This is a genomic window from Gardnerella sp. DNF01141, assembly GCF_049244255.1.
In the GTDB taxonomy this organism is placed as follows: domain Bacteria; phylum Actinomycetota; class Actinomycetes; order Actinomycetales; family Bifidobacteriaceae; genus Bifidobacterium; species Bifidobacterium vaginale_E.
This window is the reverse complement of the sequence record NZ_CP058391.1, coordinates 883,877-902,644: the sequence shown is the minus strand read 5'-3', so window position 1 is coordinate 902,644 and position 18,768 is coordinate 883,877. Positions and strand designations below refer to the sequence as shown.

The 18,768-nt window shown below is 46.3% G+C and carries 15 protein-coding genes and 1 tRNA gene; 6 read left to right on the top strand and 10 right to left on the bottom strand.

Translation table 11 applies throughout. The features are described 5' to 3' along the window. The first annotated feature begins 30 nt into the window (after window positions 1-30). From tgt to HXT35_RS03285, 4 genes are all read left to right on the top strand, one after another. Window positions 31-1,356, top strand: a complete 1,326-nt coding sequence (gene tgt / locus HXT35_RS03300; RefSeq protein WP_421777566.1) for a tRNA guanosine(34) transglycosylase Tgt — start codon at window positions 31-33, stop codon at window positions 1,354-1,356. A 75-nt stretch (window positions 1,357-1,431) separates the two neighbouring features. Then, window positions 1,432-1,514: transfer RNA gene (locus HXT35_RS03295), tRNA-Leu, on the top strand. A gap of 179 nt (window positions 1,515-1,693) precedes the next feature. Then, window positions 1,694-4,330, top strand: a complete 2,637-nt coding sequence (locus tag HXT35_RS03290) for an exo-alpha-sialidase (protein ID WP_421787820.1) — start codon at window positions 1,694-1,696, stop codon at window positions 4,328-4,330. Continuing rightward, window positions 4,314-5,105, top strand: coding sequence for a FadR/GntR family transcriptional regulator (locus tag HXT35_RS03285; protein WP_102695138.1), 792 nt, complete (start codon window positions 4,314-4,316; stop codon window positions 5,103-5,105). Before HXT35_RS03290 ends, HXT35_RS03285 begins: the two co-directional genes overlap by 17 nt. Before the next feature lie 118 nt (window positions 5,106-5,223). Here HXT35_RS03285 and nagA read toward each other — a convergent pair whose 3' ends face one another. The 10 genes from nagA to HXT35_RS03235 all read right to left on the bottom strand — a co-directional run bounded on the left by nagA (window position 5,224) and on the right by HXT35_RS03235 (window position 17,081). After that, complete coding sequence (gene nagA, locus HXT35_RS03280) at window positions 5,224-6,483, bottom strand: N-acetylglucosamine-6-phosphate deacetylase (protein WP_047923672.1); 1,260 nt, start codon at window positions 6,481-6,483, stop codon at window positions 5,224-5,226. A 73-nt stretch (window positions 6,484-6,556) separates the two neighbouring features. Then, window positions 6,557-7,369 carry a glucosamine-6-phosphate deaminase gene (gene nagB / locus HXT35_RS03275; RefSeq protein ID WP_047923673.1) on the bottom strand — a complete coding sequence of 271 codons (813 nt, stop codon included), beginning with the start codon at window positions 7,367-7,369 and terminating at the stop codon, window positions 6,557-6,559. A gap of 160 nt (window positions 7,370-7,529) precedes the next feature. After that, entirely contained in the window at window positions 7,530-8,489 is a 960-nt protein-coding gene (locus HXT35_RS03270) for a dihydrodipicolinate synthase family protein (RefSeq protein WP_119520974.1), read from the bottom strand. Between the two features lie 157 nt (window positions 8,490-8,646). Further along, window positions 8,647-9,507, bottom strand: coding sequence for an ABC transporter ATP-binding protein (locus HXT35_RS03265; protein WP_004136685.1), 861 nt, complete (start codon window positions 9,505-9,507; stop codon window positions 8,647-8,649). After that, the gene (locus HXT35_RS03260; RefSeq protein ID WP_421787817.1) at window positions 9,504-11,528 is read right to left on the bottom strand and encodes a dipeptide/oligopeptide/nickel ABC transporter permease/ATP-binding protein; all 2,025 of its coding nucleotides are present in this window, start codon (window positions 11,526-11,528) and stop codon (window positions 9,504-9,506) included. Before HXT35_RS03260 ends, HXT35_RS03265 begins: the two co-directional genes overlap by 4 nt. A 1-nt stretch (window position 11,529) precedes the next feature. Next, window positions 11,530-12,435 carry an ABC transporter permease gene (locus HXT35_RS03255; RefSeq protein ID WP_047923676.1) on the bottom strand — a complete coding sequence of 302 codons (906 nt, stop codon included), beginning with the start codon at window positions 12,433-12,435 and terminating at the stop codon, window positions 11,530-11,532. A gap of 198 nt (window positions 12,436-12,633) precedes the next feature. Next, window positions 12,634-14,196, bottom strand: coding sequence for an ABC transporter substrate-binding protein (locus HXT35_RS03250; RefSeq protein WP_004136687.1), 1,563 nt, complete (start codon window positions 14,194-14,196; stop codon window positions 12,634-12,636). Between the two features lie 165 nt (window positions 14,197-14,361). Then, complete coding sequence (locus HXT35_RS03245; protein ID WP_421787815.1) at window positions 14,362-15,030, bottom strand: N-acetylmannosamine-6-phosphate 2-epimerase; 669 nt, start codon at window positions 15,028-15,030, stop codon at window positions 14,362-14,364. A 25-nt stretch (window positions 15,031-15,055) separates the two neighbouring features. Beyond that, the gene (locus tag HXT35_RS03240) at window positions 15,056-16,096 is read right to left on the bottom strand and encodes an ROK family protein (RefSeq protein ID WP_415699224.1); all 1,041 of its coding nucleotides are present in this window, start codon (window positions 16,094-16,096) and stop codon (window positions 15,056-15,058) included. A gap of 52 nt (window positions 16,097-16,148) precedes the next feature. After that, window positions 16,149-17,081: a DUF4862 family protein gene (locus HXT35_RS03235; RefSeq protein WP_415699225.1), complete on the bottom strand. Its 933-nt coding sequence runs from the start codon at window positions 17,079-17,081 to the stop codon at window positions 16,149-16,151. A gap of 308 nt (window positions 17,082-17,389) precedes the next feature. Here HXT35_RS03235 and HXT35_RS03230 point away from each other — a divergent pair, with 308 nt between their 5' ends. Continuing rightward, complete coding sequence (locus tag HXT35_RS03230; protein ID WP_421788380.1) at window positions 17,390-18,160, top strand: alpha/beta hydrolase; 771 nt, start codon at window positions 17,390-17,392, stop codon at window positions 18,158-18,160. A gap of 63 nt (window positions 18,161-18,223) precedes the next feature. Next, entirely contained in the window at window positions 18,224-18,688 is a 465-nt protein-coding gene (locus HXT35_RS03225; RefSeq protein WP_116794475.1) for a nucleoside deaminase, read from the top strand. Window positions 18,689-18,768: the final 80 nt, after the last annotated feature.

Here is an 18,768-nt window from a genome sequence, read left to right as displayed (position 1 = left end):
GCACTACTAAATTTATTTAATGCTATCGTCATGCCTTCTAATAAAGTAAAGGTTATGACAAGTCTTCTTGAACATCCACGCGGAGCTGAGCCTGGGAAGCCTGGTGACCGCAAAGAATTTTCGTTTACCAACAAAACGCGACTTTCCAATACTGCTGAAGGCAAAGGTCGTGACGGCGCTCGCTACGGGCGCACCGGCGTAATTCACACGCCTCACGGAGATATTCACACCCCAGCCTTTGTCCCTGTTGCAACTCAAGCTGCAATGAAGGCAGTATTGCCGGAAAGTATTAAAGATTTAGGTGCGCAATGCATGCTTTCAAACGCTTTTCACTTGTACGAACGTCCGGGTGCGGATGTTCTTGATGAGGCTGGCGGTTTAGGAAAGTTTATGAACTGGGATAAGCCAACCTTTACGGATTCTGGCGGTTTTCAGGTTCTTTCTTTAGGCGCTGGTTTTAAGAAGACGCTTGCAATGGACGTTACTGGCATGAAGTCAGACGATGTTATTGCAGCCGGTAAGGAGCGTATGGCTTTTGTTGACGAGGACGGCGTAACTTTTAAGTCTCCTCTTAACGGAGCCAAGCACCGTTTTAGTGCAGAAATCTCTATGGGAATACAGCACAAGCTTGGCGCGGATATCATGTTTGCTTTCGATGAGCTTACAACTTTGATGAATACGCGTCGCTACCAGGAGGAGTCAGTAGAGCGCACTTTCCGCTGGGCAAAGCGTTGTGTTGCAGAGCATAAGCGTTTAACCGAGGAGCGAGTCGGTAAGCCGTATCAAGCGTTATATGGCGTTGTGCAGGGCGCGAATTATGAGGATCTGCGTAGGCATGCGGCCGAGCAGATTGCTTCTTTAGATTTTGATGGCGTTGGCATTGGTGGCGCTATTGAAAAGCGAATTATTGGTGATACTTGCGCTTGGATTTGTGATGCTATGCCGGAAAATCGCCCACGTCACGTGCTTGGTATTGCAGCCGTGGATGATATTTTTGCTTGCGTTGAAAACGGAGGAGATACTTTCGACTGTGTTGCTCCGGCTCGATGTGGAAGAAACGGAGCAATTTTTACTCGCCATGGGCGTTATAACGTTAAACGCGCTGAGTTTAAGCATGATCAGCGTCCGCTTGAAGAAGGCTGCGATTGCTACACTTGCACGCATTATTCCAGAATGTATGTGGATCATTTGCTGCGCGCTAGTGAAATGAACGGATTTACGCTTGCAACAATTCATAACGAGCGTTTCTTCGTGAAATTACTTGACGATATTCGAGCTTCTATCGACGGTGGCTATTTTGAAGAGTTCCGTGATGAGACTCTTGCTCATTATTACGAAAACGGTTCAAAAGGGTGAGAGTAGTTTTTACCACAAAATGCTAGGCTAAACATTGCGAATTTATATCAAATATGATAGCCTTGCACTTTGTATGCGAACGTGGCGGAATGGTAGACGCGCTGTCTTCAGGTGGCAGTGAGCGTATGCTCGTGCGGGTTCAAGTCCCGCCGTTCGCACTCTTTAAGAACGTTGATTTTTCAACGTTCTTTTTTATTTTGTGGCAACGGCTGCAACATCATGTGTAACAATTGTGCATTTGCTTAAAAATGTGTGATAGACTGAATAGTGAACGTCGTAAGACGTCAGATGTGCTAAAACATTGGTGTTTTAATTTTTACGGTCAGGGAGGACTAAAATGGAACGTCGTTCAACGAAGACGACGAACCTGGGTGAAGAAATTGCCAATATCGGGGGTTCGGCACACACGCGATTCAATCATGCCACAATAAAAATTACGTCAGCTAGCGAAAATAGCGGGAATCGCGGGAATCAAAACGAAGGAATAATAAGGTTCAAATTTGTAGCAAATGCGGATTGCGATTTATTAAATATTAAGCCCGCGCAAAAATCGCAAGCTTCCACGCATCAAGAGCACGCAACTCCAATAATAAAAATAAGTATTAAAGAAGATGCTCCCCTGCTTAGTGCGCAAAATCTTTTAGAAGATAACGCCGACGCAAACGGTGCAAAAGAAATTGCACTGCACATGGAAGATGCGCTAGGCGCATGCGATGGGCGCGAACACGATTTTGCAATAACGTACGGAAGTTTTGGGAGCCGATTTTATTTAGACGGATACCAGTGCTTTGCGAGCGCAACGAATCTTGGACCGCAAAGAGTGAGCGAAAAAGCGGCCGAAGTGTGTGCAGTACAGGCAGAATCTTCGCAAATCTACGACTTTTACTACTCAAACCACTTGCCAAATCCAGAAGAAATCGCAAATTCGGCCACTCAAGCACAGCCAGACATATGGTTTGCAGGACCTACGATTTGCGCAAGAGACATAAAACGCGTATCTTGCAAGTCCAGCGGAACGCTGCACATTCAATTTAGGCTGCGCGGGCCAGGCCAACACGGAGTGCTTTTTGCAGCCGGAACTGTTGGAACGAAAACTAATCTAGAATCTAGCGAAAAAATAAGCGTGTATGCAGGGCCAGAAGGCATAAAAATCACGCTAATCGACAGCGAAACGTGCGTAAAAAGCGTAATCGAAGCAGCCGCAAGCGTTGACGACGGCGAATGGCACGACTTGATTATTCGCGCAAATCGCGGAGCAATCGACATTTACGTAGACGGATACAGCCAGTCGCACAACATAGGACAATTCTGGTTTGCAAACATAACGGGATTAAACGCCGTAAGCATTGGCGAAAACCTGCGCGGAGTGCGATTAATGGGCGAAGCTAGAACGGGCGGAATCTACTTTAGTGCGCTAAGCGAAGGCCAAATCCAAAGAATATCAAGAGTAAAACCGCTTGTAACAACTGCATTATTCGACACAGGCTACGCAGGCTCTCGCAGCTACAGAATACCGTCGCTTGTAAAAACGCGCATGGGAACGCTAATCGCGGGAGCAGACCAGCGAACAAGCGTTTCGAACGACGCTCCAAATCACATAAACTTTGTGATTCGCAGGTCTGCGGACGGCGGCAAAACGTGGGGGCCTTTGCAAACTGTAATCAACATGCCTGGCAAAAACCTTGGAAAACTGGGCGCCAGCGCAATCGACTCCTGCCCTGTTTTAGACCCAGAAGGCAAAAGCGAAAGAATCAACGTATTAATTGACATTAATCCTGGCGGAATTGGGCTAACAAATTGCAAAACAGCTGTAGGCGTAGACGCATGCGGAAGAATCAAGCTTATAGACCGCTTAGGTGGCCACTACGCGGCGGCAATGGACGCAAGCGCAGCCGTAAAATTGCCATGCAATTCTAGCGAAAAAGAATGCGCAACAAACTGGCTAATTTACCCAGATGGAAGCATAAAAAATGGCGATTTGAGCGGAGACCTGAGCAGCGGATTGCACAATAATCAAACTTGCGACAGTTCCACGTGGGACATATGGAAATCGCCAGAAATTGCAAGCGAAAGTCAGCCATTATTCGCCGAAAAAACTTGCTACATAGCGCAAATCTACTCGGACGACGACGGCGAAACGTGGAGCGCACCACGCTTAATTGACCACATGGTTAAAGAACCGTGGATGAGCTTCGCTGGAGTATGCCCAGGGAACGGAATTATTATTAGGCATAGCGAAAAACATTACGGCAGAATACTCGTGCCATTTTATTGCAGCGGCCAAAGCAAATCGCACTATTCTTCGGGAGCGCTTATTTCGGACGACGACGGCGAAACGTGGCGCCGAGGCAAAATGATTAACGAAGGGCGATTAATGGGCGGCAAAATCGTAGATCCCGCAACAATGCAAGACGACGATGCAACAAGCTCCGAAACCGTGTTTGTAGAGCGCAAAAATGGCGATATTCTGGCGTTCTTCCGCAATCAAAATCGCTCGGGCTGCGTAGGCAAGGCCATTAGTCACGATTGCGGCGAAACGTGGAGCGAGCTGATTTTTGACCAAAGCTTGCCCGAGATATTCAGCCAGCCGAGCGCAACCTGCTTCAGCGACGAAAACGCGCAAAACGCAGACTGCATAGCATTTGCAAACGCAAGCCAAATGATGCCGTACCGCGGCCGCGGAGTTGTGCGATTTAGCTTCGACGGCGGCAAAACGTGGCAAAAAAATGTGTGCGTAAACCCATTCCACCACGTTTATCAATGCCTTACCTCTAGCAATAAACACAATTTGCAACTACTGTGGGAAAAAGAGACTACTGGAATTTATATAACAGCAATAGATTCCTCGCTTTGTCGGCAAGATAGTTTGCAAACAGGTTTCAAAAACAAAGTACACAAAAACGAAAAAATGGAAGAAATAAAAGAGAGAAGACTCATGCGAACTGAAAGGAGCCAAAATGGAAGAGACATTTAGCAGCTGCGAAGACGATGAGATGACAACACTAGACCGCTTATCGTTATTGCAAGCAAGCTCTAACTCCGCTCCGATTGTTGCAAGAAAACGTTGCGACGAAACGATGGATGCAATCAGATCGCTTATTTTAAGAGAACGCTTGCAACCAAAAGACATGCTGCCAACTGAGCCAATGCTATGCAATTTGATTGGCGCATCAAGGTCATCGGTGCGCGAGGCGATTCGCAAGCTGGAAGCACTTAACATTGTGGAAGTTAAGCAAGGGAAAGGCATGTTTGTTGGCTCGCTATCTTTGGACCCGATGGTGGAAACACTCGCTTTTCGCTCCTTAATCTCCATTAATAAGAATTTTGAAGACTTGAGTAACGTTGTAGAAATGCGCAAATTCCTAGACCTTGGATGCGCGGATAAAGTTGTTGAGTCGCTTAAGGGAACGCAGCATCCAGAGCTGGAAGCGCTTTCGGAAACAATGACAAAAGAGGCGCATGCTGGAAAAACGTTCTTGGAACAAGACATTGCTTTCCACACGGGCATTTTGCGCGCGGTAAACAATACGATTGCAGAGCAATTTGTGCGATGCTTGTGGCTTGTGCATATGGCTGTTTTGCCACAATTGGGGCTGGAAGTTTCGGACGAGCTTGAAAAAACCGCTAGAGCGCATGAACTTATGCTTAAAACTGCTATTGCGGGAGACGTAGACGGATATAGGCAGGCTGTAAATAGCCATTACGAGCCAATTCAGTCGATTTTGCTTAATAGACTGCAAAAGCGCTGAAGCACATACATTCTATAAAATGGAAGAACCGCTCTAGTTTAGAGAGCGGTTCTTCCATCTTCAATGGTGATGCCTGAATACTACAGCATCACGATTAATCGCAACGACACGATTTCCGTTACGAAATTTTATGGCCTTCTAGCCAAACGTGCTCGACGGCCAAAGTCCCAGAATTAAGCAAAAGTAAGTCGGCTGCGTAACCCTTTTCAACCAAGCCCAAAGGCGCGTTAGTTATACCATTCTGCTTATCTACCCCAAGAGCGCGGGCTGGAACGAGAGTTGCAGCCGCAATTGCCGCCGGCAAGCCAATGCCAAGCTCTTTAACAGCGCGCTTAATCGCAACGTCCAACGTTAAAGTAGACCCCGCTATAGCGCCATTGGAAACAAGCCTTGCATGACCGTCTGTAACCTGAACGTCAAGTGCTCCAAGCTTATAAGAGCCATCCGCGCAACCGGTGGCGGCCATAGCGTCTGTTACAAACGCAATACGATTAGGAGCGGCATTAAACGCCATTTGCAAAACGGGATTTTCAACGTGGAAGCCGTCGTTAATAAGCTCAATCGTGACGCGCGAATCCTCCAAGGCTGCAGGAATTGGACCTGGCTTACGGTGATGAATGCCGTTCATAGCGTTAAACATGTGTGTCATAAGCGTGGAACCTGCGTTAAAAGCTGTGCGAGCAGTTTGATAATCCGCATCGCAATGGCCAACGGCTGGGATTACGCCAGCGTCAACAAAACGTTTAATAGCCTCCATGCCATGTTCACGCTCAGGAGCAATAGTAATCTGGCGCAAAGTGCCATCCGCCGCCTCAAGCAGCGCCTCAACACGCTCGGGAGTAGGGTCCACTAGGCAATTAGGGTCGTGCGCGCCTTTTCTAGAAAGCGCCAAGAACGGCCCCTCTAAGTGAGATCCAAGCACATCTGGTCGCGTTTGCATAACGCGCTTAACAGTGCGCAAATTCTCTTGCATTACGTCAAGAGGATTTGTAATCAAGCTAAGAACTTGCCTAGTTGTTCCGTGAAGCATGTGATACGCGCGCGCAATGGCAATCCCTTCGGCACCGTCGTCAAACGAATGCTCCCAGGCTCCATGAGCGTGCAAATCAATATAGCCTGGCGCAGCAAAATAGCCACCGCCGTCTACAACATTTAAGTCAGATGCGCGCAAGCCGCAAGCATTAATCGCCAGCGCAAGGTCTTCGTCTAAAATGCCCGTTTCTAAAATCACGCCATCTTTAACCAAAATCCAAGCGTTAGGAACAATTCCGCGCGCGTCTACAACGCTAACGTTTCGCACTACAAAACTGCGCCCCTCGTTTGATTTTAGTGAATCATCAATCTTATTTACGGCATCTAAGTATGCATTTTTTGACATTTAACCCACCTGCGTTTGTGCTTTTGAATACGTTACTTAATTTTAGACTTATCTATCAGAGGTATCGGATCTATCAGATTCCCTGCCAAGATGGCTTATTTGTGTACACCCAACGATAGTAGTCTGCCAACTTAAGCTTGCTTGCTGCCGCTTCGTCTATAATCACGGTTGCGTGTGGATGCATTTGAAGCGCGGAAGCTGGGCATAGCGAGCTTACTCCGCCTTCTAGCGTTGCAGCTACAGCATCTGCCTTATTTGAGCCGAACGCAAGAAGAACAAGATGCTTAGCGCGCAAAATCGTTCCAATTCCTTGGGTTATGCAGTGAGTTGGAACCTGGTTAATATCTCCGTCGAAGAATCGGCGGTTATCTACACGAGTCTGCTCAGTTAAGGTTTTTACGCGCGTTCCAGACGCAAGCGAAGATCCCGGCTCGTTGAATCCAACGTGGCCGTCGGAGCCAATTCCCAAGATTTGCACGTCGATTCCACCAGCAGCAGCAATAGCAGCGTCGTAGTCAGCTCCAGCGTGCGCAATCTTGCTGCCTTCGCTTAATGGCGCTCCGTTAAGAACATCTCCTGGAACGTGCACTAAATCTGGGTTTAGGTCGATTAAGTCGGTTACGGTTCTGCGGATTGTGCTGTGGTAGGACTGCTCGTGCTCTAATGGCAATCCAATGTACTCGTCAAGCGCAAATCCGCGCACGCGACTAACGTCAACATTATTTTCTTTAACAAGCTTTGCAAGATGCTCGTAGGCTTTTAATGGGCTAGACCCTGTAGCCAGGCCAAGTACTGCGTCTGGCTTGCGACTAATCAAATCTACAACTGCTTTTGCGTAGAGCTCGCCAGCTTCATCCTGATCTTTTACAATAATAACTTCTGCCATCTTTGCTTCTCCTTTAAAGCTTTAAGCAATTATTAGCATTGCGGCATGCGAATTAACGCACACCGCAACACTATTTACTTACTATGCACCATAAATAAAAGGCTTTATTAGATTATTTATGATTATTTATGATTTTTACTTAAGATACGCACTTAAGCCGCTACTTAGTGGAATCGCTCACTTCTTGCGGATTCTTTGCCAAAGTCAAGCCAACTTCCTTAAGAACGCCAGCCACGGCTTCAACATTTTCTCCCTTAAGTGGGCAAACTGGATCTGGCATCTGATTTGTGTCAAACACGCCAAGCAATGCCATTGCGGTCTTAAATGCTCCAACGCCAGCGCCGAAGCCTGCCACGCCGCTAGGTACGGTAACAATTCGCATCAAAGCAGCAAGCCAATCCTGCTCCTTCTTAACCGTTGCCCAATCGCCAGCCTGAGCAGCCTTCCACATTCGCACGTAACCAGTTGCTTCAACGTTTGCAAGGCCTGGAACAGATCCGTCTGCGCCAGCCATGTATGCTCCATCAACAACAACCTCTTGGCCCGTAAGCAAAGTCAATGGGTGGCCAGCCTTGTTGTTGTCGTCTACAAGGAACCTAAACGACACGTCGTCGTTGGAAGAATCCTTAACGCCAGCAAGCACGCCATCTTTTCCAAGCTTTACAAGCAAATTGCCAGGAAGTTTCGTGTGCACGCAAACTGGAATGTCGTAAGCAAATAATGGCAAATCTGGAACAGCTTCGTGAATAAGACGGAAGTGGCGCTCAACTTCTGCCATGCCGCCGAGTGCGTAGAATGGCGCTGTTGCAACGATTGCAGAAGCCCCAAGCTCCTTGGCTTCCTTTGCGTGCTCAATTACGCGGTTTGTTTCCGTGTCAATGCAGCCAACCAAAACTGGCACACGGCCGTCTACAATGCGCATTACGTTTTCAATGATTTCACGGCGGCGCTTATCTGTGCTAAATGCCACTTCGCCAGAAGAGCCAAGTGTAAACAGGCCGTCTACTCCAGCATCAATCATGCGATTAAGTGAGCGCTCAAAGCTAACAACGTCTACTTCGCCGTTTGCAGTTAATGGCGTAACAACTGGAGGAATAACGCCGTGGAATTTTTCAGTCATAATTACACTTCTTTCGTGCTTAAAGTTTCGATATTAAATTTCGAATTTAAAATTTCTGTTTTCGTAATTTAGTTGAGTGAGATGGGCGGCTCGCTTGAATTTTGTTGTGAGGGATAGTGAACCGCCCAAGATTTTGTGTGGATTTATTTAACGCACCTTACTTGCACTCTTCTTCCGTTGGGTGCAACAGCGACGGTGCCGCTCCCATCAGAATCTTCGTGTAATCATTTTGAGGATTGTTAATAACCTGATGCGTTTCGCCTCGCTCAACAATCGTTCCGTGATTCATAACAACGACTTCGTCGGATATGTAGCGGATTGTTTGAATATCGTGGCTAATAAATACCATCGAAAGATTCAGCTTCTTCTTTAAATCGGAAAGAAGATTCAAAATCTGCGCACGAACCGAAACATCCAAAGCGGAAGTTGGCTCATCTGCGATGATTGCATCCGGATTAAGGGAAAGTGCTCGAGCGATTGCAACGCGCTGACGTTGACCGCCAGAAAGCTGGCCTGGCAAAGCGCCAAGAACAGAAGAAGGCAAACCAACCATTCGTATTAGCTCCTTCGCCCTTGCGTCGCGCGCTTCCTTGTTGCCAATTTTGTGCACAACAAGAGGATCAATCAGCTGATCAACAACGCTCATTCTTGCATTCAAAGCTGTTGCAGGATCCTGGAACACAACAGAAACAACGCGACCAATATCCATACGCTCTTTTGCAGTGCGATGCGTAACGTCTTGCCCTTTAAACAGAACCTTTCCGCTAGTAACCTGCTGAAGGCCGCACATAATATTTGCGGTTGTTGACTTTCCGCATCCGGATTCACCAACAATACCAATTGTTTTGCCAGGCATCAGCTTAAGGTTTACTTTGTTTACTGCAGTAATCTGGTTCTTATGGAACAAGCCAGATCCAGCTCGAGTAGTAAACACCACTTCTGCGTCTACAAGCTCAATAATTGGAACATTGCCATTTTCGTTCTGTGCTTTATTTGTTTCGCTAGTATTCATGTTCATCGCACATCTCCTTGATCAGATGCGGTCAAAATTGCGGAAGGTGCATCAGTTTCAGACTCTGGAGGTGCGGCGTAGAAGTGCCATGTTCCTGGAATGCGCTTCATTATTGGGCGCACATCAAGTCCTTGATCTGGATGCGAGGAGCGCGGAGCGAATCGGTCTCCCTTAGGGAAGTCGGATGGGCTTGGAACTGTTCCTGGAACCTGGTGCAATCTTGGAGCTCCAGCTTCGATAGAAGTTACAGAACCGAGCAAACCGCGCGTGTACTCGTGGTGAGGATCTGTAAGTATTTCTTTAGTTGCACCCTGCTCAACAACCTGTCCTGCGTACATTACGGTAATGGAGTGCGCAACCTTAGCAACAAGAGCCAAATCGTGACTTACGAATACCATTGCAAATCCAAGCTTTTCGCGAAGCTCATTAAGAAGGTCAATTACCTGCTTTTGAACAGTAACGTCCAAAGCGGTTGTTGGCTCATCTGCGATTATAAGTTTTGGATCGCGCGTAAGTGCCATTGCGATTAACACGCGCTGACGTTGGCCGCCAGAAAGCTCGTGTGGATATGATTCAAGCGTGCGCTTTGGATCCAAGCCCACAAGCTCCAACAGTTCTTCGGCGCTACGAGTTCCTCCGCGAGATGTCAGCTGCTTCATTTGAGTTTTAATCAGCATGGATGGGTTTAAGGAAGACAATGCGTCTTGATAAACCATTGCAATTTCGTGACCGCGAAGAGCGTTATGCTCCTTTGGGCTAAGTTTTACAAGATCCTTGCCATTAAATAGGATTTGTCCGCTAATTTTTGCTTTTGGATCAAGCAATCCCATAATTGCGAGCGAAGTAATCGACTTTCCGCATCCGGATTCTCCAACCAAGCCCATTGTTTCGCCTGGGCGAACCGCGAAGCTCAAGTGGTCTACAACGTTTACGTTTCCGTAACGAGGGAACTGAATGCACAAGTCCTTAACCTCAATAGCTGGAGCTTCTGTAGACATTGGTTGCAAGCGATCCGTGCGCTTTAGTTCAGCTTCGCGAAGTTTCGCAAGAGATTCAACCAAAGCTGCGTGCTGCTCTTTGTATGCTGCAACTGGGTCAGTAAGAATCCTGTCTTCCTTACGAGCTGCATCAGCGTCGGCTGCAGTCTTAGAAACTGGAGCGGTTGGTGCCGCAACCATTGCGTCAGTAATTCCTTCAGAAAGAATGTTCAAGCACAGAACGGTAATCATAATCGCAAGGCCTGGGAACAATGCCTGCCACCAGTATCCAAAGATAACGCCCGCTTTTGCGGAAGACAAAATGTTGCCCCAAGTTGGAGTTGGCTCTGGAATACCTGCGTTAATGAAGCTAAGCGAGGCTTCGAAAACGATTGCGTCTGCAACACAAAGCGTCGTGAACACCATAACTGGAGCTGCAATATTTCGGGTTACATGCTTGAGTAAAATCCATGGTGCTCGAGCGCCAGAAACGATTACTGCTCGTACGTAGTCTTTTCCATATTCGCTTATAATATTTGCTCGCACAATTCTTGCGATTTGTGGAACGTAAAGCACGCCGATAGAAATGATGATGCCAATCATGGATTGTCCAAGAATTGCAAGGCATACGGCCGCTAATGCGATTCCTGGAATGGACATTACAATATCAATCAATCGCATTATAAGCTCAGCAATCCAGGTGCGGCTTACTGCTGCGATTGAGCCGATGATAGCTCCCACAACCAGTGCGAAAAGCACAGATGACAAGCCAATTACAAGCGAATAACGTGCGCCGTACATAACCCTAGAGAACACGTCACGGCCAAGGTTATCGGTGCCAAACCAATGCGCACCTGTTGGAGCTTGATAGTTTTGCGTAATCTTTACTGGATCGCACGGAGCTATAAATCGCGCGAAAATAGCGCAAAATGCTAGAAGCGCAATCACAATGAACGCAATTCTGGAGCCTAAGCTCATTTTGTTAAATCTATTAAACTTGATGCCTGGCTTTGATGCGGCATCTACTACCTGATTCTTTCCAAATAGCATGTCACACCGTCCTAATCCTTGGGTTGATTAATACGTAGAGCAAATCAACAATGATGTTTATGAAGATGAATGCGATTGCAACAACAAGTACAACGCCTTGCACAAGCATTGGCTGGTTGCCGTTAATACCATCGAACATTGCCGTGCCCATTCCTGGCAGAGCAAAAATAACCTCAATAACGATTGCGCCACCCATAAGGTAACCAATCTTCATGCCCAAAGTTGTAATTGGGGTGATTAAGGCGTTGCGGAATACGTTTCTAGCAACTACTAAGCTTTTTGGAATTCCTGCGCCGATTGCGGTTCGTACGTAATCTTTATCCAATTCTTCTACCATTGAGGTTCGTATGATTCGCGTAAGTTGGCCGGCTACAGGAAGTCCTAGTGCGAAGCAAGGCATTGCCATTCTTGCAATATAAGCTTCTGGATCTTCAAAGAACGGCACAAAATCGCCGGAACCTGGGAGCCAAGCTAGCTTAATTTGAAGAACGTAAATCAAAAGAACACCAAGCCAGAAGGATGGGGTTGCAATTGCAATAATCGAAAGAATTCGAACTGTTTGGTCAACCCAAGTATCGCGGTAAAGTGCTGCAAAAACGCCAAACACTACTGCAAAAATTATTGCAATTAATAAGCCGATGAAAGTTAGCTGCAGAGTGATTGGGAATGCTTCTGCAACGCGTTCTGCTACGGAGTCTTTGTTTACGCCGTAAACACCCATGTTTCCTTGGAAGAGACCAAGAATGTAGGATCCGAACTGTTCCCACCACGGGCGGTCGTAGCCCATTTCGTGGCGGAAAGCTGCAAGCGCTGCCGGAGACGAGTTTTCGCCTAAAGCTGCAACTGCTGGATCATATTTTGAAAATGACATAAGGAAGAATACGAGGAACGTAACGCCGAATGCCATGAACGGCAGGGCAATTAGTCGCCTACCTAAAAGTCTAAGAAAATTACTCATAAGACATCCACACATCCATTGAAGAAATTGTTATTTTTATAACAAAACCGGCCCGTCTGCACAGAAGCGAGAAAGGTAAACAGTTGGGCCGGTTTTGCGGTTAGAGGTTAGGGGATTGACGTTTATTTAATACTTCTGGTTCTGCACCTACTTTGTAAGCTTTGCTTTTACAAGGTTGATGCCGGTAGAGCCGATTGCATTCCACTCTGCCAAAGAGCCTTTCTTTACGGCAGTCGTAGTCTTGCGGTGGAAGAGTGGGTACAGAGGAACTTCGTCGCTAATCAAGTCGAAGCACTGGTTCCAATACTTTTGGCGCTCGGCTGGTGTGCTAGCTGCCAAAGCCTTGTCCATAAGATTGTGAAGTTTTGCGTATCCTTCGGAAGTCTTCCAGAATGTGCGCTGACGGGTCCAAGCGTTGTCTCCGTACCACCAGCTCATCAACAAATCTGGGTCGTTTCCGAATACGGATGGGTCGCCTGGTGCCAAAACCATCGAGTAGTTTGCGTCGTCGCGATCGGTGATTGATGGGTAAAGTGCGGAAGACTTCATAGACTGAATGTCTACGTCCATACCTATTTCAGCGAGATCGTTCTTGATTTGCGGAGCGAGCTGGGTGATCCAAGTGTGGTCGGTTGTGTAAAGGGTGAACTTGATAGGTCCTTTTACGCCGGCTTCCTTGAGTAAGCTCTTTGCTTTGTCGATGTTCTTGGTGTATACGTTCTTTGCCTTATGGTAGTTTGCGTAATTCTTCGGCAAGAAGCTTGTTGCAGGATCGCCTTGACCGCTCATTTGGTTTGCTATGAGCTTGTTTACGTCGATTGCGTAGAGTACAGCTTGGCGCACGCGCTTGTCGTCGAATGGCTTCTGCTTCGTGTTGAACATAACGAATGGGAGAGTGAAGCCCTGAGCGGTTTTAAGTTCAGAACCGGAGGACTTCAAAGTATTGAAGGCTTGTGCTGGAACCATTTCCATTACGTCTGTTTTGCCGCCTTGCATAGCAGTTACGCGAGCGGTATCGTCAACGGTTATGTTCCAAACCATGTTCTTGGTTTGTGCCTTGTACTTGCCGTTGTACAAATCGTTGCGCTCAAACTTTACTTGGTTATCGGTGATTGATACGTACTTCCATGGGCCGGATCCGATTGGCTGATTCTTTAAGTCTGCATCCGACTTTGCGGTTGGAACAATTTGAATCAAAGCGAGACGCTGCTTGAACAGTGGGAAGGCTTTCTTTAGCTTAAAGATTACGTGACGATTGTCTTTTGCTTCTACGGAATCAATGAAGTCGAGCATTGATATGTAGAGGCTTCCTTGCGCGGTTGTGCGCTTGAATGAGGATACTACGTCGTTTGCGGTTACTTCTGTTCCGTCCGAGAACTTAGCGGCATCGCGAATGGTTACTTCGTACTCGGTGTCGGAAATCTTCTTTGGTTCTCCTTTTGCAAGTGCGTTGAAAACTTTAAAGTTGCTGTAGTCAAGAGCGTAAAGTGGCTCCGTAACATGCCAGTTTGCTGCCATTGGCAACGCGCCAGAGGTTGTAGATGGTGCGAAATCGCGGCTTGCGTACGCAACTTGAGCTGTAATCGTATCTTTTACAGCAGTATGTGCTTTTGCTGACTTATTTTTTGCTCCACCGCAGCCAGATAGCATAACTAATGCGGCTAGGCCTGCAGCTATTGCAGTGGTTAGCTTTGAGCTAATCCGTTTCATGTTTTCTCCTCACCGTTGAGTTTGTTGATTCACATTTCATCTTTGAATGTGAATAGTTTTCAATTATGCGCTCGTGTGATTTTCACGTTACTTTAAACATAAGAGGTCTGATGTCTGATGTCAAGTTGTGCGTGTGTCGAGATTGTGAAAATTCATTTATTCTTTTTAAAGCTTTGCTGCAAACCAACGCGTAATTGACGTTGGATGCGTAATTGCCGTCCCAACAACTGCAGCCCACGCGCCCATTTGTATAACCTCATGCAATTGCTCAGGGGTGTGAATACGCCCCTCACAAATAATAGGGTAATTTGGGAAAGCTTGCAAAATCTGGCCTAAAAGTTCAAAATCAGGCCCGTCTGTTTTCGGTCTTCCTGGAGAAGTACCAGCCAAAGTAGTAGATATAATATCCGTTCCACAATCCGCAGCGCGTTTAGCGTCATCGAAGTTTCCGCAATCAGCCATAACTACTATGCCCTCATTGTGCAAAGCGCTAACAGTCTGCTCGTAAGTAAGCCCGTCTGGACGCGGCCTATCAGTTGCGTCAATCGCAATAATATCTGCTCCAGCCGCCGCACAGCAGCGCGCATGACGCAAAGTAGGTGTTATATAAACTCCATCGTGGCCATCTTTCCAAATGCCGATTACAGGAACGTCAACTTGACCTTTAATCGCGGAAATATCCGACAATCCTTGGCATCTAATTCCAATAGCGCCGCCTTCTACGGCAGCCATTGCCATTTGTGCCATTGTTTCCGGGTGCCTAAGCGGCTCCCCAGGGTAAGCTTGGCAGCTAACAATTAAGCCGCCCTTAATTTTTTCAACTACAGGATTCATAGTTTTTCTCCTTTTTAAAAATATTTCAAATTTGAGAAGCTGTAAAAGCGGCGAAAGCAGCACCAATAAGCGGAGCTGTGCCACCAAGCTTTCCCTTAAAAATCGGCGTGCTTTTAACCAAATCTAAAGCAGAATCTTCAAATCCAGCTCGCATTGAATCCCACCAAATATTTCCTGCTTCTACAACAGACCCCGAAAGCACAATAACATCCGGGTCTATAAGATTCGCCATTCCAGCTATGCATTCTCCCAATGCTTTTGCGCTTTTAGCAAGCGTTTCTTTAGCGTGTGGTTGACCTTCGTTTGCGTAAACGCATACTTCGTACCCGTTTTCCGCTTTTTGAACACCTGCAGGCAAATTATGGTTGTATAAAGTTGCAAGACCAGTTCCGGACGCAACTGGCTCAATATGCCCAGCGTGCGTTCCGCAAGAGCATTCGAATCCAACTCCCAAATCGCTAACAACGTGACCGGCGTGACCGGCAACTGAGTGTGCTCCAGTAAAAAGTTTGCCGTTTATAATAATTGCGCCGCCGACGCCGGTTCCTATTCCAACGGAAAGTACGATTGATTTTCCGCGCCCAGCTCCGTAAATAGCTTCCCCTAGTCCGTGTCCGCCAACGTCTCCAATCATATAAACTGGCAAATCAGTTATGCTTTTAAACGCGTCGTAAATTCGCTGTCCGCGCCAACCGGGAAGAATGTCTGTTGCTGCAACTATTTCGCCAGTTTTACTATTCGGCACTCCTGCGGCTGCGATTCCGATTCCGCTAATGGTTTTGCCATTTTTTTGCGCTTTTTCCAGGATTTGTTTCGCTAGTTCTACTAAACGATTTTTTATGCTTTCGCCGCCTTTTGACGCTTCGGTTGGTATTGAACCGTATTCTTGCACGGACGGAATAACGCAACCTGCAGCATCTGCAATATTTGCCGTTGCTGTATCAGCCGCATCTGCAATATTTTTGCTGCATGCCGACTCCGGTAATGTAACCAATCCGTAAGCTATTTTTGTTCCGCCTATGTCAAAAGCAAGATATGTAGAGCTAGAATCTTTTATTTCGTTCATAAGTCACATCCGTAGAAATATATTTTATTTGCTGATTGATTGAGTTTTTAATTCACGCAATTTGTGTTGCGTTTACAGCTTCGTAAATATGCTTTAAATAGTTCAAGCGTTCTGGAACGCTGGAATCTTGCGGTACGCATACTTTTGCACCCAAATAGTCGATTAAATAATCGTCTTTTAAAGCTTCGCGCGCAGTTTCCTGAATTTCCGCAAGAGTCATTAAGGACGTTGGCTCGTCTGGAGCCATAGGCAAGTGTCCATCAATCCATTCGTACCCGTATTGCGTAGCTTCTGGGCCTGCTCCCGAGAACATTACTCCCTTAAGCACTCCAGCTTTTCTTGCTTCGCGTACGTGATTTATAGCGGCTTTAGCATTGCGTTCTTCAACAACGCTACGACCCCAATTAATTGTGATTCCAATTCCTGCATCTTTTGCAATTTGAATTTCGTCTTCGAGCGGAAGGAAGCCTTTTTCTGGATTTTGCCCTTCAATATACCTGTCGCAATGTTCCATTACGAGCTTTGTTCCAAGCCAATCTAATTGCGCGAGCTCGTCTAGTGACTTTTTCATTGCGTCCGCGCGCGCTATTCGAGTTGGTGCCGTGTGTATTTCAATATGCGAAATATCGCAGCTGTTTCGAAGGTTTGCAAAATCAGCTATTGCGTTACGAATATTTTTGAAGAAGTCGATTGCGCGAAGTCGCCCTTCTTCGCTCGGGCTTGCTAAGCCAAATTCTGGATCGGGATCAAAATTTATATGCCGCATTGTTCCGGGAATTGCGGTTATTGTGTTTTTGTGCCAGTTTGATGGTATTGCGTTTGCTAGCCATTCTCGGGTTTGCGAATCTGCTAAATCGCCCGGGTATGGGATTTCTGTTCCGGCAACCCAGTTTTGACTTCCGAGTAAATCGTAGTATTGTTGTTGTTCTTCGCGTGATTTTGGCAGTGACGCGTACGCGCCTACAACGAATTCAGTTTTCAGCATGATATCCTCCTTGAAATCGCGGCTGAATTGGCTTTCTTTGTATGTTACAGTAAGCACGTTACAATTCGTCAGACGTCTGATAAATTATCAAATCGTACTGAATTTGCGATACTCTGCTTTTTAATTCGAAAGTTACTAAAATCAAAATATTCATTCTTTAAATTTCTATTAATTAATTTTTATTAATTAATTTTTTATATGTGTATGCTGTAAATGAGAAAATCATAATGATTTGATACAAAATATTTATTAAAATAAAGATTTGTAACGTAACAATTTATACAAACGGCGGTGAGGCAATGACTACTATGTCTACTAACGATGAACCAAATCGCAATAATGCGCAAATCAATTCTTACGAACCGCATATTGGCCGCGAATCTCACGTAGTGCCGGGTCGTTTTGGAGAGCCGCTGAAAGTAACGCACTCACAATATTCACAAGGTAATGCTGTTGCGCACCCAACGCATCCGTTGCTGCTGTTCTTGCACGGATGGGGTTCTAACGAAGAAGATTTACTAGATTTATTGCGAATAGTAGCTCCGTATAATGATGCGATTTCATTACGTGCTCCGCTTAAACTTGCGCAAGGTGCGTACAGTTGGTTTCATGATGCTGTGCCGCAGCGAGAAGATTTAGATTACGACATGTATGCTGCTGCAGCCGCAATAGACGAGTGGGTGCGTGAAAATATTCCAGAAAATCGTGATATTGTGCCGTTCGGATTTTCGCAAGGCGCTGCTTTAGCCGTTCATGTGTTGCGATTAAATCCTGCTCGTTATCGCGCATCCGTTGCGCTTTCCGGATTTATAGCTCCTAGCGTTCCTGCCTCTGCAGACGAAATTGCTTTAAAAGATGACGATTTAGCTGAGCACAATACGCCTGTATTTTTCGGATACGGTTTAGAAGATGATGTGATTCCGCCTTACGAATTTTCTGCAGCGGCCGCTTGGCTTGAGGAGCACACGTGGCTTGAGGAAAAGCGGTACAAAGGTCTTGATCATGCTGTGCATATGGAAGAACTTGGTGATATTCGAAAGTGGTTCATGTTGCACGATATTACGTCGGGACTTCTGTAGCAGTTGCGATTTGTGAGTTGATTGTGTGAGTTGATTGTGCAGTTGATTGTGTGAGCCGATTTTATGAATAAAAATGATGATTCCGTTACTTACGCAATGAATGAAGCGTTGCGGTTGGCGGTCGAAGCGGCTAAGGCTGGAGAAGTTCCAGTTGGTGCAGTTGTGCTTGATGGTGACGGAAATATTATTGGCCGCGGAGCAAATTTACGTGAGGGAATGCACGATCCTTTAGCCCATGCGGAAGTTCTTGCTATGAAATCTGCTGCTTCTTCGCGAAAATCTTGGAATTTATCTGACTGCACTTTGGTAGTAACTCTTGAACCTTGCCCTATGTGCGCTGGAGCAATCTTACAAACTAGACTTCGCCGCGTAATTTTTGGTGCTTGGGATGCAAAGTTGGGCGCGTGCGGATCTGTATGGGATATTTTGCGAGACCCACACGTGGGATCTTATCCGGAAGTTATTGGTTCGGTTTGTGAATCTGAGTGTGCACAAGTTTTGCGAAACTTTTTTGAAAATCACCGTTAAAACTGAATAATTTTTTAATTAGAAACGCCATAAGAAACGCAATTAGAAAAATTTTTGACAATCTCCGCGAATTGAGTAAT

What these genes read in the sequence shown, in the direction of transcription:
- tgt (WP_421777566.1), top strand. Translation starts at nt 31, where the DNA reads ATGCCTTCTAATAAAGTAAAGGTTATGACAAGTCTTCTTGAACATCCA.
- HXT35_RS03290 (WP_421787820.1), top strand. Translation starts at nt 1,694, where the DNA reads ATGGAACGTCGTTCAACGAAGACGACGAACCTGGGTGAAGAAATTGCC.
- HXT35_RS03285 (WP_102695138.1), top strand. Translation starts at nt 4,314, where the DNA reads ATGGAAGAGACATTTAGCAGCTGCGAAGACGATGAGATGACAACACTA.
- nagA (WP_047923672.1), bottom strand. Translation starts at nt 6,483, where the DNA reads ATGTCAAAAAATGCATACTTAGATGCCGTAAATAAGATTGATGATTCA.
- nagB (WP_047923673.1), bottom strand. Translation starts at nt 7,369, where the DNA reads ATGGCAGAAGTTATTATTGTAAAAGATCAGGATGAAGCTGGCGAGCTC.
- HXT35_RS03270 (WP_119520974.1), bottom strand. Translation starts at nt 8,489, where the DNA reads ATGACTGAAAAATTCCACGGCGTTATTCCTCCAGTTGTTACGCCATTA.
- HXT35_RS03265 (WP_004136685.1), bottom strand. Translation starts at nt 9,507, where the DNA reads ATGAACATGAATACTAGCGAAACAAATAAAGCACAGAACGAAAATGGC.
- HXT35_RS03260 (WP_421787817.1), bottom strand. Translation starts at nt 11,528, where the DNA reads ATGCTATTTGGAAAGAATCAGGTAGTAGATGCCGCATCAAAGCCAGGC.
- HXT35_RS03255 (WP_047923676.1), bottom strand. Translation starts at nt 12,435, where the DNA reads ATGGCATTCGGCGTTACGTTCCTCGTATTCTTCCTTATGTCATTTTCA.
- HXT35_RS03250 (WP_004136687.1), bottom strand. Translation starts at nt 14,196, where the DNA reads ATGAAACGGATTAGCTCAAAGCTAACCACTGCAATAGCTGCAGGCCTA.
- HXT35_RS03245 (WP_421787815.1), bottom strand. Translation starts at nt 15,030, where the DNA reads ATGAATCCTGTAGTTGAAAAAATTAAGGGCGGCTTAATTGTTAGCTGC.
- HXT35_RS03240 (WP_415699224.1), bottom strand. Translation starts at nt 16,096, where the DNA reads ATGAACGAAATAAAAGATTCTAGCTCTACATATCTTGCTTTTGACATA.
- HXT35_RS03235 (WP_415699225.1), bottom strand. Translation starts at nt 17,081, where the DNA reads ATGCTGAAAACTGAATTCGTTGTAGGCGCGTACGCGTCACTGCCAAAA.
- HXT35_RS03230 (WP_421788380.1), top strand. Translation starts at nt 17,390, where the DNA reads ATGTCTACTAACGATGAACCAAATCGCAATAATGCGCAAATCAATTCT.
- HXT35_RS03225 (WP_116794475.1), top strand. Translation starts at nt 18,224, where the DNA reads ATGAATAAAAATGATGATTCCGTTACTTACGCAATGAATGAAGCGTTG.